General features: G+C 68.5%; 11 protein-coding genes. 9 read left to right on the forward strand and 2 right to left on the reverse strand.

Annotation, left to right across the window (positions count from 1 at the left end; genetic code table 11):
• Positions 1–65 precede the first annotated feature (65 nt).
• The 8 genes from V6K52_RS04825 to V6K52_RS04860 all read left to right on the forward strand — a co-directional run bounded on the left by V6K52_RS04825 (position 66) and on the right by V6K52_RS04860 (position 9694).
• Positions 66–368 carry a hypothetical protein gene (locus tag V6K52_RS04825; protein WP_353952762.1) on the forward strand — a complete coding sequence of 101 codons (303 nt, stop codon included), beginning with the start codon at positions 66–68 and terminating at the stop codon, positions 366–368.
• Positions 369–459: 91 nt separating this feature from the next.
• The gene (locus V6K52_RS04830; protein ID WP_353952763.1) at positions 460–2343 is read left to right on the forward strand and encodes an alpha/beta hydrolase; all 1884 of its coding nucleotides are present in this window, start codon (positions 460–462) and stop codon (positions 2341–2343) included.
• A 14-nt stretch (positions 2344–2357) separates the two neighbouring features.
• Positions 2358–2855, forward strand: a complete 498-nt coding sequence (locus V6K52_RS04835) for an LppA family lipoprotein (RefSeq protein ID WP_353953718.1) — start codon at positions 2358–2360, stop codon at positions 2853–2855.
• Between the two features lie 172 nt (positions 2856–3027).
• The gene (locus V6K52_RS04840; RefSeq protein ID WP_353952764.1) at positions 3028–3387 is read left to right on the forward strand and encodes an NADH-quinone oxidoreductase subunit A; all 360 of its coding nucleotides are present in this window, start codon (positions 3028–3030) and stop codon (positions 3385–3387) included.
• Positions 3384–7259 (forward strand): Pls/PosA family non-ribosomal peptide synthetase, encoded by a 3876-nt coding sequence (locus V6K52_RS04845; RefSeq protein ID WP_353952765.1) that lies wholly within the window; start codon positions 3384–3386, stop codon positions 7257–7259. Before V6K52_RS04840 ends, V6K52_RS04845 begins: the two co-directional genes overlap by 4 nt.
• Entirely contained in the window at positions 7256–8587 is a 1332-nt protein-coding gene (locus V6K52_RS04850; protein ID WP_353952766.1) for a M1 family metallopeptidase, read from the forward strand. Before V6K52_RS04845 ends, V6K52_RS04850 begins: the two co-directional genes overlap by 4 nt.
• Positions 8588–8684: 97 nt before the next feature.
• Positions 8685–9302, forward strand: coding sequence for an NADH-quinone oxidoreductase subunit B family protein (locus V6K52_RS04855; protein WP_353953719.1), 618 nt, complete (start codon positions 8685–8687; stop codon positions 9300–9302).
• Positions 9302–9694, forward strand: a complete 393-nt coding sequence (locus tag V6K52_RS04860; protein WP_353952767.1) for a DUF2568 domain-containing protein — start codon at positions 9302–9304, stop codon at positions 9692–9694. Before V6K52_RS04855 ends, V6K52_RS04860 begins: the two co-directional genes overlap by 1 nt.
• Before the next feature lie 19 nt (positions 9695–9713).
• On the opposite strand, the gene V6K52_RS04865 is transcribed toward V6K52_RS04860, so the two are convergent.
• Positions 9714–10142, reverse strand: coding sequence for an Lrp/AsnC family transcriptional regulator (locus V6K52_RS04865; RefSeq protein ID WP_353952768.1), 429 nt, complete (start codon positions 10140–10142; stop codon positions 9714–9716).
• Between the two features lie 134 nt (positions 10143–10276).
• On the opposite strand from V6K52_RS04865, the gene V6K52_RS04870 reads away from it, so the two are divergent.
• Complete coding sequence (locus V6K52_RS04870) at positions 10277–11188, forward strand: arginase family protein (protein ID WP_353952769.1); 912 nt, start codon at positions 10277–10279, stop codon at positions 11186–11188.
• 39 nt (positions 11189–11227) lie between these two features.
• On the opposite strand, the gene V6K52_RS04875 is transcribed toward V6K52_RS04870, so the two are convergent.
• Positions 11228–13066, reverse strand: a complete 1839-nt coding sequence (locus V6K52_RS04875; protein ID WP_353952770.1) for a glycoside hydrolase family 3 N-terminal domain-containing protein — start codon at positions 13064–13066, stop codon at positions 11228–11230.
• Positions 13067–13079: the final 13 nt, after the last annotated feature.

Here is a 13079-nt window from a genome sequence, read left to right on the forward strand (position 1 = left end):
AGTTCTCCCCATGGCGAAGAAAGCACACCCCTGCAAGCATGGGGAACCAACGGGGAGGAGCGCTCATGACGTACGACGTCCAGATCAAGGACCTGCGGGACTCGGCCAAGGCCGCGCGTTCGGCCGCGGGACAGATCGCAAAGGTCACGCCGGGGGAGGCCTTGACCGGGGCGAAGGCGGCCATGCCCGGGGCCTCGAGTGTGGCCGCGATGCAACGAGTGGGCACCGACTGGACCACCGAACTGACCGACTGGGCCAAAGCGGCGAGGGCCTACGGTCGGACGTTGGACACCAACGCGACGCAGTACGAACTCGATGACGACGCCTCGCGGGCGGCCTTTGGTCCGATCGGGAAGCCGCAGCGCTGACATGGGGGCGCTCACGTGGGGGGATATCAAGAAGTGGAGACCTGGCCCGCTGGACACCGCTGAAACCAATCTCCGAATCGCTCGGAGGTCGATGCTCGATCTCGCCGACGAGCTCGAGGTCATGGGCCTGCCGGCGCGCTGGCGCGGGACCGCCTCCGAGACCTCGCGGGGCAAGCTCAAGACCGTCACTTCGGACCTCAAGGACATCGTTGCGGAGGTCTCCACGGCATACACCGCCGTCTGTGACGCGGCTGACGCGGTGCGCGGGGTGGAACAGGCAGTGGACGCTGCCACATCGTTCGCGTCGGCGAACCAGCTCCTCATCTCCGATGCGGGTGTGGTCAGCGATGACGGTCCGGCCATCGACACCGGGAACGAGCACGACAACAAGGTGCTCGTTGACGAGCGCAACGGGCTGATCACCGAGTGTGTCGACCTCATCGAGCAGGCTCTGCGCAAGGCCGACGACGTCGATGTGGACCTCAACGCCGTCCTCGTCGCGATCGACAAGAACGAGATCCGAGCCGGGGCCGGGGGACTTGCCCAGGCTTCGAAACTGGGCGAGGTCGAAGGCGACCTTGGCGTGATGGAACCACCCGAGGGCGGGACTCCCAGCGACAACGCGGCGTGGTGGGCCACGATGTCCCCGGACGAGCGCAAGGAGATCATCGCCAAGTTCCCCGAGTGGATCGGCAACCGCGACGGCGTCGACTTCACCTCGCGCGACCTGGCCAACCGCAACATCCTCGACTCACGTCGGGACTGGGTGCAGGACCGGCTGGACGACCCCGACCTCACGCCAGCGCAGCGCAAGGACCTCGAGGAGGAGCAGGCGTCGATCGAACAGATCGACGAGATGCTGGGCCGCAAGGGGGTGCACCAGCTCGCTGGCCTCGACTTCAGCAAGGAGCGGACCGAGGCGATCGTCGTCAACGGCAACCTCGACACTGCCGACCAGGTCGCCGTGTTCACGCCGGGGATGACGTCCAACGTTCCCGGAATGGGTGGCTATGACACCGACATGGCCCAGCTGAAGCGACGCATGGAGGCCATCCTGCTCGCCGAGGGCGACGTCAGCGCCGACGGCAGTCCCAAGACCGTCGCCACCGTCACCTGGATGGGGTACCAAGCGCCGCAGGCCCTGCCCGACATCTCCGTCGCGTCCAGGGATGCGGCCGAGACCGGTGGTGCGAGCCTCGCGGACTTCTATCGCGGGATCAACACCTCTCGGATGGGCGACCCCGACATCACCGCCCTCGGACACTCCTATGGTTCGACGACCACGGGGATCGCGCTCCAGGAGTCGAACACGGGGGTCGACCGCACGGTCCTGTTCGGCTCGCCGGGAGCCGGCACGATGGACATCGACGACTACCAGACGAAAACGGGCACGACGTATTACGCGGAGACCAAGAACGACCTCGTGGGCGATGTCGGGAGGTTCGGCGGGGACCTCACCTACCTTGACGGCGTCAAGCACCTCGAGACCGACGCCGAGACCACCCCCGACGGTCGTCCCCTCGCCCGCAGCAGTGGCCACAGCGAGTACCTCGACGACGGCACCACCAGCCAGCACTCCATGGCAGCCGTCGCGAGCGGGCACCCCGAGCAGGCCATCGAGGGACATGATCCCAACAAGCAGGACCTCTGGGGGCAGGTCAAGACCGACGGCTACGAAACAGCGGTGGAGGTGAGGGACAAGAGCGTCGAGATCGCTGGCGACGTGAAGGATGGTGCAGTGGAGACCTATGAACAGGGGAGGGACTTCGCCGTCGACACCTACGAGGACGGTAAGAAGGTTGTCGTGGACACCTACAACACCAGCAGGGACGCCGTCGTCGACACCTATGAGGATGGCAAGGACGTCGTGGTGGACACCTACGAGGACGGCAAGGACCTCGCTGAGGACATCGGCGAGGGGACCAAGGACGTCGTGGGCGAGGGCTACAAGAAGCTCACGGGCTGGATCCCGTGATGAGAGTGACCACGATGGTGGCCGGTGCGCTCGCGGCGCTCCTGCTGGCTGGTTGTGGCGACACACAAGGAGGTTCTTCAGTGGATGCACGCGCAGAGCTCGAGAAGAGGCGACCCTTTGCCCAGGCAGAGGCAGACAGCCTCAGCCTGTTGACGGAGGTGCGCACGGCGCTCAGCGGGGTCGTTCCTCAGTTGGAGTGGTTGACCGCGGAGCCCGTCCTCGACACCGAGAGCGGTTGTGGGGAGCCGCAGTTCGAGGAGATCTCCAATGCATCCAGCGCCACCTTCAACGGTGGAGGCGCCAGTGGTGGCATCAGCGACGCCGATTGGCCGAAGGCGTGGGCGGCCGTTCAGGCCGTCGCCGGCAAGCAGGGATTCGGCAAGCCGCATCTCGTCATCGACAAGCCCGGTCACCACGTCGCGTCGCTCTATGACGCGGACGGAGCCGAACTCTCCATCAACACCAAGGTGAACACGGACGTGTCCATCTATGGGGCCTGTCACTTGAAGTGACCCTGACCGACTGCCGTGCCAGGCCTTCGGCGTATGCCGTTCGGCTGGGTCGGTAGTCGAAGGGGCGCCGTTGGGCGGTGGTCGCCGAGCGGCCGCCGCCCTTCCCGCATTGTTCATCTCGCCGGGTGGCGCTGGGGCGTTGGCCCCTCCCCGCCCTCGGTAGGCTGTGGCCATGACGGGATACCTCGCTGCAGCCGGGGTGCTGGGCATCGGACTGGTGCTGGTGATCGCCGCGATGGGGGCTCGCCGCCTCCTCGCCCCGATGGCCCCCTCGACCGCCAAGCTCGCCACTTATGAGTCCGGTGTTGACCCCGTGGGCGAAGGCTGGGCCCAGAGTCAGGTCCGCTACCTTGCTTTCGCCTTCCTCTATGTCGTCTTCGCCGTCGACGCCGTCTATCTCTTCCCATGGGCCTACGTCCTGCGCGACACCGAGCTGGGAGCCGCGTCGCTCGTCGAGATCGCGGTCTTCATCGGCATCATCGTCATCGGGCTGCTGCATGCCGCCCGCCGCGGACTGCTGCGCTGGACGTGAGCACCCCGCTTCTGCGAGGGAGTGAGGCCCCGAGCCCACGCACTCTCGTTGACATCCTGCGCGCCACCATCGAGACCAACCCCGATTCACCCGCCGTCGACAACGGCACGAGCGTCCTCACCTACGGCGAGTTCGCCGACGCTGCCTCGGACGTCGCCGACACCCTGCAGGCCGCGGGCGTCGAGCGCGGTGACCGCGTCGGCATCCGGATCCCCTCCGGCACCCTCGATCTCTATGTCGCCATCGCCGGGATCCTCGTCGCGGGCGCGGCCTACGTCCCCGTCGACTTCGACGACCCCGACGAGCGCGCTCAGATCGTCTTCGGTGAGGCCGATGTCGCAGCCATCATCACCACGGACCTCGTCGTGCGCGCGGTGGGTGAGCAGTCCGCACTCGGTGACGACACGGCATACGCCGCACAGGACAGCCGGCCACGCGAAGACCCGACGACCGACGACGACGCCTGGATCATCTTCACGTCCGGCTCCACCGGCAAGCCCAAGGGCGTTGCCGTGACTCACCGCAACGCGGCAGCCTTCGTCGACGCAGAGTCACGAATGTTCTTGCAGGAGAGCCCTATTGGCCCCGGCGACCGTGTCATGGCGGGACTCTCCGTCGCCTTCGACGCGAGCTGCGAGGAGATGTGGCTTGCGTGGCGCTACGGCGCGTGCCTCGTCCCCGCACCCCGTTCTCTCGTCCGCTCAGGTGTCGAGCTCGGCCCGTGGCTCACCGCCAACCGCATCACCGTCGTGTCCACGGTGCCGACGCTCGTCGCACTCTGGCCGACCGAGGCGCTCTCGGACGTCCGCCTGCTCATCCTCGGTGGCGAGGCGTGCCCGCCAGAGATCGGCGCCCGCCTGGCCAATGAGAGTCGTGAGGTCTGGAACACCTACGGCCCAACCGAGGCCACCGTCGTCGCCTGCGGGGCCCAGCTCACCGGTGAGCCGCCGATGCGCATCGGCCTCCCGCTCGCCGGCTGGGACCTTGCCGTCGTCGATGCGACCGGTGGGCCCGTGCCCGAGGGCGAGAGCGGCGAACTCATCATCGGAGGCGTCGGTCTGGCCCGCTACCTCGACGAAGCCAAGGACAAGGCGGCGTATGCCGCGATGCCCGCCCTGGGCTGGGAGCGCGCCTACCGCTCGGGTGACCTCGTGCGCAACGATCCCGCGGGCCTCGTCTTCCTCGGTCGGGCCGACGACCAGGTCAAGGTCGGTGGTCGCCGGATCGAACTCGGTGAGATCGACAGCGCCCTGCTCAAACTGCCGGGGGTGAGTGGGGCTGCCGCCGCCGTCCGCAAGAGCGAGGCCGGCAACACCCTGCTCATCGGCTACGTCACGACCGACGACGGATTCGACGCCAGGGCCGCCACCGAGTCGATGCGTCAGTCGATGCCGGCCGCCCTCGTGCCGCGTCTTGCCGTCGTCGACACCCTGCCGACCCGCACGTCCGGCAAGATCGACCGCGACGCCCTGCCCTGGCCGTTGACACCCACGGCGCCGGTCGCTGGCGCTGACGCCAGCGACACCGCCGGTTGGGTCTCGGGCCTGTGGGCGAGCATCCTGGGCGGCCCGCCGAGCACTCCTGACGAGGACTTCTTCGACGTCGGCGGTGGCTCTCTCAGCGCGGCCCAGCTGGTGAGTCGGCTGCGTGAGCGCTTCCCCGAGGTGACGGTCGCCGACATCTATGAGCACTCGAGCCTCGGATCGCTCGCCGCTGCGCTGGACGAGATGGAGACGCCGACCGGTCGGCTCAACCGGGACGTCCCACCGGTCCCCGCCAAGACCCAGGCGGCCCAGCTCCTCGCGTCGTTCGCCCTGCGCAGCATCTCGGGCCTGCGCTGGATCACCTGGATCGGCCTCGGCAACGCCGTCGCCCGTTCTGCCTTCGACCACACCTGGCTGCCGAGCGTGCCCTGGTGGTGGCTCGCCCTCGGTTGGCTCCTCCTCATCTCGCCGGTGGGCCGGATGGCGCTGGCCGCCCTTGGTGTCCGCATCCTGCTGCGTGACCTCGAGCCCGGGGAGTATCCCCGTGGCGGCGCGGTGCACCTGCGCGTCTGGCTGGCCGAGCGTCTTGTCGACGAGCTCGGCGCGGCCAACGTCTCGGGCGCTCCGTTCATCAAGGTGTTCGCCCGCGCCCTCGGTGCCACTGTTGCCGACGATGTCGATCTGCACTCGGTGCCCCCGGTCACCGGCATGCTCGACCTGGGAGCCGGCGTCTCGATCGAGCCCGAGGTCGACCTGCGCGGACACTGGATCGACGGCGCGAAGTTCATCGTCGGACCCATCCGAGTCCGCGAGGGTGCGCGTGTTGGTGCCCGGAGCTCTCTCCTGCCCGGGGCTGACGTCGGTGAGCGCGCCGAGATCGCCCCCGGCTCAGCAGTTTTCGGCATCGTCCCCGCCGGCGAATCATGGTCCGGCGCACCCGCAGAGCCCTCCGGGACAGCGCGTGGACCCTGGCACGATCACATCGCGGCCAACCGGCCGGCCTGGCTGATGGCGTATGCCGTGTCTGCTGTTCTCGTCTCCCTCCTCCCGATCGTGGCCATCGCCGTCGGTGCCACCGTGGCCGTGCCGGCGCTGCGTGGCTCGACGTCTGTCTCGGATGCTCTGGGGTCTGCGCTCCTGTGGGTTCCGCTCGGCGCCACCATTGGGTTCGTCGCGCTCGCGGCGATGATGCTCGTGCTCGTCCGGCTGCTGGCGATCGGGCTGCACGCCGGCGCTCACCCGGTCCACGGACGACAGGCCTGGCAGGCCTGGTCGACGATCCGCATCCTTGATGACGCGCGGACCTGGCTCTTCCCGCTCTACTCGAGCAGCCTCACGCCGGCCTGGCTGCGTGCACTGGGCGCCGACCTCGGCCCCGACGTCGAGGCGTCAACCGTCCTCCTCATCCCGAAGTTCACTCGCGTCGGTGCCGGGGCCTTCCTCGCCGACGACACGATGATCGCGGGCTACGAGTTGGGTGCAGGGTGGCTGCGCGTCGAGGACGTCCGCATTGGCAAACACGCCTTCGTCGGGAACTCCGGCATGGCCGCCCCCGGCCGCAAGGTCCCCAAGCAGGGGCTCGTGGCAGTCCTGTCCGCGGCACCTCGCCGCAAGAAGGCCAAGGCCGGCACCTCGTGGTTGGGTTCCCCACCGCGGCCCCTGCGTCGCGAAGGCTCCGACACCGAGTCGAGCCGCACCTACGCGCCGCCCACGCAGCTGCGCGTGGCCCGTGCGGTCGTGGAGGCGCTGCGAGCTGTCCCGGTCTGGATCCACGTTGCCCTCGTCGTCGTTGTCGTCGCCGCCATTGAGGTGCTCCTCGCCCAAGGACTCATCTGGGCCGTGCTCCTCAGCGGACTCGTCCTCCTCGCAGCCGGTGCGTTCGCGGCCGGAAGCGCCACCGCCGCCAAGTGGTTGCTCGTTGGTCAGCTTCGTCCGGGCAACCACCCGCTCTGGTCATCGTTCGTCTGGCGCAACGAGCTCGCTGACACGTTCGTCGAGGTCCTTGCCGCGCCCTGGTTCGCCCGGGCCGCGACGGGGACCCTCGCACTCAACCTGTGGCTGCGGTCGATGGGTGCGCGGATCGGTGACGGGGTCTGGTGCGAGACCTACTGGCTGCCCGAGGCTGACCTCGTCCGGCTCGACGACGGCGCCTCGATCAACGCCGGCACCGTCGTCCAGACCCACCTCTTCCACGACCGGGTGCTGTCGATGGACACGGTCACGGTCAAGCGTGGCGGCACCCTCGGACCCAACTCCGTGATCCTGCCCGCCGCCCAGATCGGCCGGCACGCCACCGTCGGCCCGGTTTCTCTGGTGATGCGCGGCGAGTCGGTCCCGGATCGGACCCGTTGGATCGGCAACCCTGTCGGACCATGGGTGGACGAGTGAGCGCGAACGCAACGAGCATCGACGCCGACCCCTACGTGCCCGGCCACGGCGACACGGCCTACGGCGTCGACCGCTACGAGCTCGACCTGACCTACAAGGCCGCCGGCAACCACCTCACGGGTCGTGCCCAGCTCACCGTGACCCTCGACAGCGACACCCCGACCATTGCGCTCGACCTGCACGCCCTCAAGGTGACGCGGGTGGACGTCAAGGGGGCGACCCTGAGCCGTTGGTCGCACCGTTCGTCGCGGCTCACGCTCCGCTTCGGCGAGACGGTGCCCGCCGGCACCGTGCTGACCCTGACGATTGCGTATGCCGGCACGCCCCGCACCGTTCCCGGTCCCGACGGTCGTGCGGGCTGGGAGGAGTTGGCCGACGGCGTCATCGTCGCGGCGCAGCCTCACGGCGCCCCGTCCTGGTTCCCGTGCAACGACCGATCCGCCGACAAGGCGACCTATCGGATCAGCGTGACGACGGACACGGCATACACCGTCGTTGCCAACGGAAGCCTCATCGAGCGACGCAAGGCCGGCCGGGCCACCCGATGGACCTATGCGATGGACGAGCCGATGGCGCCCTACCTCGCGACCGTGCAGATTGGGCGCTACGAGACGACCGAGGTTGCCGGGGCTGCCGTTCCGGTGCGGCTGTTCCACGCGGCGCGGCTGCGTGCGGTCGCCGGCCAGGCGTTCGCCGACCAGGCGCGGATGATCGAGGTGTTCAGCACGCTCTTTGGTCCCTATCCGTTTGCGGAGTATGCCGTCGTCGTCACTGACGACGTGCTCGAGATCCCGCTCGAGTCGCAGGCGGTGTCGACGTTCGGCGCCAACCACTGCACTCGCTCGTGGGACGCGCAGCGGCTCATCGCCCACGAGCTGTCGCACCAGTGGTTCGGCAACGCCGTCACCGCAGCGCAGTGGAGCGACATCTGGCTGCACGAGGGCTTCGCCTGCTACGCCGAGTGGCTGTGGTCCGAGGCTGCCGGCATCGCCACCGCGCAGGAGCAGGCGGTGCGCCACCACCAGAAGCTCGCGACGTCGGCGCAGGACATCCTTGTCGGCGCGCCGGGTGCATCCGACATGTTCGATGACCGGGTCTACAAGCGAGGCGCGTTGACCCTGCACGCGTTGCGGAGCGAGGTCGGCGACGTCACGTTCTTCGCCATCCTGCGCGACTGGGTGACGCGACACCACGGTGGCGTCGTCACGACCGCCCAGTTCGAGGCGCTCTGTGACCGTGCAGCCGGTCGGCGGCTCGCAGGCCTGTTTGACGTGTGGCTGCGACAGCCAGCACTGCCGGCCCTGCCAGCACTGCCGGCCCTGCCGTGACCGTCCCCAACTCGCCAATTCCTCCCCTCCGGGACGCGACACGCCGGGGTGCCGTCCGCTCGCCTAGGGTGGGCTCGTGAGTGCTGACCAGCCCGTGATGCTGCCGATGCCGCGCGTCGGACCGGTGGGCGAGCACGCACCGAAGCCGATCCGGGTCATCCTCAACTGGGGTCGCCGCTATTCGCTCTGGGTCTTCAACTTCGGCCTGGCCTGCTGCGCGATCGAGTTCATCGCCGCATCGATGGGTCGCCACGACTTCATCCGTCTCGGTGTCATCCCGTTCGCGCCCGGCCCGCGTCAGGCCGACCTCATGGTCGTGTCCGGCACAGTCACCGACAAGATGGCGCCGGCGATCCGCCGCCTCTATGACCAGATGCCCGAGCCCAAGTACGTCATCTCGTTCGGCGCCTGCTCCAACTCCGGTGGGCCCTACTGGGATTCGTACTCCGTGACCAAGGGCGTCGACCAGCTCATCCCCGTCGACGTCTATGTCCCCGGTTGCCCGCCGCGACCTGAGGCCCTGCTCCACGGCATCATCAAACTCCAGGAGCAGATCGCCGGCGAGCGGCTGTCCGGGCGCGCGATCTCCGAACGTCTCGGAGGCGCCGGAGGATTCGGACCTGGCGACGGCTCTGCCGCTGCACCGCGCTACACCGCGCACCGGACCGGGTCCGCCGGAGAGGTCACGCGCGGTCGGGTCGAGAGACCGTCCTGATGCTCATCGTGCTCGGGCTGCTCGCGTTCATCATCGAGTTCGCCTTCATGGTCGGCGTCTTCATGCTGGCGTCAGGACTCGCCGGTGGAGGTTTCGGAGGTCTTGTCGTCGGCGTCCTCGCTGTCGTCCTCGTCGCGGTCATGTGGGGACTGTTCATCGCACCCAAGGCCCGACGCCGGGTCCCCAAGGTGCCGCGCGCCCTCGCTGCCGGGGGAGCGGTCGCCGTGGTCGGCGCCGGACTCCTTGGCCTGGACCACACGCGATTCGGGCTGGTGCTCATCGGCGCCGGGCTGGTCCTCGTCGGGGCCCAGATCGCCCTCGACGACGTCGTGCCGACGTCTCCACCGCGTACCCCTCTCGAGGACGGGCGCCGGTCACGTCGCCGCCGCTGACGCTCGCGCCTCGTGTTCGCTAAGGCGCAGTGAGGGAGTTGAACAACAGGCTCGTCTGGGTGTCCCGGACACCGGGGAGGCTGCGGATGCGTTCGAGGACCAGGTCGAACTCGGACAGGCTGCGGCATCGCAGCTGCACCACGAGGTCCCATGCGCCGGTGGTGGAGTGGAGCCGCTCGACCTCGGGGTAGCCACGAATCTCACGGACCACGCTCTGCCCTTCGTTCGGAGCGGTGACCACCATGGTGACGCCCCGGACGGCGTCCCGGTCGACGTCGTTGCCCAGGCGCAGTGTGAACCCCTCGATGACGCCTGAGTCCACAAGCCGTTCGATTCGCGACGTCACGGTGGAGCGGTTGACACCGAGCTCCCTCGACAGCACTGCCACCGGGGTGCGGCTATTGGCACGCAGCACGGCGATCAGGCGATGATCCAGGTTGTCCAGCACGCAATGAGCCTACTCCGGGACCGCAGACTGCTGCGATGCCGCGCACAATGTCGACACGATGGCGGTTGTCGGTCCACATCGCCTGCTTCTAACGTCGCTGGTGACCCGCATGCACCGCGACACAGGAGAATCCCATGCCCACCCCGACCACCCTCCCGACGGGCCATTCACCTACGGACTCTTCACCGCCGGCCACTCCCCGCGATGGCAGGTCACGCGTGGCGCTGACCCACTTCGCGGGACGAGCCGGTGACCACAACGACCTTGCCATGGTGGGGTCTCGCGAACTGGCCGCTGCCCTGTCGGCACACATCGGTGTCGAGGCGACCGTCGTCGGGACGCCGGAGCCCGCACTGTCGGTTGGGTGGAAGGAAGAACTGGCCGCAGCTACTCCCACCCTGAAGGCGATGGCTGCCCACCTGGACCAGGCGTTCAGGGAGGGGCTGACCCCGATCACGGCTTCGAGCCGCTGCGCGGTGGCGCTTGCGACATTGCCCGTGGTCGCCGCCCACCACCCGAACGCCGTGGTGGTGTGGTTCGACGCACACGCCGACCTCAACACCCCAGAAAACACCACGACGGGCTATCTCGGGGGACTCGCCTACAGTGGCCCGCTCGGATACTGGGACTCTGGACTCGGAGGCGGTCTCGATCCCGACAACGCCGTCCTGGTCGGAGCCCGCGACCTCGACCCGGCCGAGCAGGAACTCATCGACGGGGGAACGGTGGCACTGGTCAAGGTGGGGCCGTCCATGGCCGATGACCTGCGTCGCCTCGTGGATGGCCGCCCCGTCTACGTGCACATCGACTGCGACGTCCTCGACGCAGGCACGGTCCCCACCGACTACCGGGTCGCGAACGGCATGACGCTCGCTGACCTGCTCGCCACCGCAGAAGTGCTCGCCGAGTCCGAAGTCGTCGGGTTGGAGATCGGCGAACTGGAAAGCGCCCCCGACCGCCACGTCCCACCGACCTACGTCAACGCGCTCCTCGACGCGCTCAACCCGCTCCTGCCGCCGCGCTTCGTCCCCGTCGTGAGCACGTGACCCAAACCGCCCTCGGCGAAGAGTCGTCGGTCGGTCAGCTCACGTCGAGAGGCCGAAGCCGAAGGGGAAGAGCGGGTCATCGAGGCCGGGGACGTCGGAAGGGTGCTGGCGCACCTGCTCCATCGAGCGCGGCAGGTCGAACGGCAACCTCCCCTGGGGGGTGATCCTTGCGGCAAGCGCGTCCGCGAGTGCGGTGTCGCTCGTGCCATAGCTCGCCACAAGAGCGGAAGCGAACGGCAGCAACGGGGTCAGCACTGCGGGGCGGTCCATGACGACGTCGATGATCAGGGGACACGCGTCAGCCATGGCTTGGAGCCGCGAGACGAGGCCGGGTGGGAAGTCCAGGGAGCCCTGGTGGAACCACGCCTCGAGGAAGAGGTCGTCCCGGGCATCGAACGGGGCAGCCAGCCGCACGATCGCGACATCGGCGTCGGCCGGCTGCGAGACTCGATCGCCCAACGTGGCCACGGCCTCATCGGAGAAGTTCTCGGCATAAACCTTGCGCTTCCCGGTGAGAGGGAGCGCAGGAGTGGAGCCAACCATCGCGTTCTGGAGGACGGTCACCGAACGTGCCTGTGCGGCATACCCCGCCGCTGTGAAGTCCTCACGTCCCACGGTGGAAGCGGCGGCCTCCTCGTCAACGAACGGGTTGTCGAAGAGTCCGAGTCGGAACTTCACGGCGAGGAGACGGCGGGCCGACGCGTCGACGCGGTCCTTCGTGACCCGGCCGTCGCGCACGAGCTCGAGGAGCAGCTCGACGCACTCCTCACCACCGAACTGGTCGGCGCCGGCGCGCAGGATGCGTTCCATCCGCTCGATCGGGGTGAGGTGCTCGACGCCCCAGGCCCTCGCCGGCAGGACCTGGTCGCCGACGTGGTTGTCGTTGACGAGTTCCCAGTCGGTGAGGACGACGCCGTCGTAGCCGAGGTCCTCGCGCAGCAGGCCGGTGACGATCTGTTCGTTGTAGCCGAAGCCGACCTCCTTGATGGCCTCACCATCGATCGTGAGCCCGATCGGCATGCCGTAGTAGGGCATGACCGCGGCGACACCGGCGTCGATCAGAGGAGGGAAGGGCTCGATGTGATCGTCGAATCGCCCACCCTCGTAGGCCTGTTCGCGCCCGTAGGGGAAGTGAGCGTCCTCCCCGTCCTTCTGCGGACCTCCACCGGGGAAGTGTTTCGCGGTGCACGCCACGCTGTCTGCGCCCAGCTCGGCGCCCTGCAAGCCGCGCAGGTAGGCCAGGCCGAGCTCGGTGACCAGCGCCGGATCCTGTCCGAACGTCTGCGGCTGGCGCGCCCACCTGGGCTCGGTCGCGAGGTCGACGGTGGGGTGGAGGGCGGCGCGGATGCCCACGGCGCAGTACTCCTCGCGCGCGATGTCCGCGAACTGCTCCACGAGCTGCGGGTCACGCAGAGCTGCCAGCCCCAGGGACTCCGGCCACTGTGAGAAGCCGTTCGCGGCGAACGAGGTGCCCACGTTCTCGAGGAAGGCGTGCCGTGGGTCCGTGGAGACCGTGACGGGTATGCCGTGCGGAGACTTCTCGGCGATCGCCTGGAGCTCGTTGTGCCACCTTGCGGCGAGACGCGGCTCGCCGAGAGCGTGCACGTTGAAGTGGGTGAGGTGCTTGCCCAGCACGACATCACTCGTGGCTGACTTGCTGATCCTGCCCGGGTGCTCGAGGACGTGGCCGTCCTCACCCGCCTCGATGACCGTGTGGAACATCAGGCCGACTTTCTCGGCCAGGCTGAGGCGGGTGAGGAGGTCCTCGACGCGGGCCTCCACGTCGAGGCGTGGGTCCTCGAAGGGGTCCATCACTCCGTTGCCGTTGAGGTCGCGGTAGGTCGTGCCGTCGCTGGCAGTGCGGGTAACGGGCTTCATGAGGTTGCGGTGC

It is taken from the genome of Knoellia sp. S7-12 (genome assembly GCF_040518285.1).
GTDB lineage: Bacteria > Actinomycetota > Actinomycetes > Actinomycetales > Dermatophilaceae > Knoellia.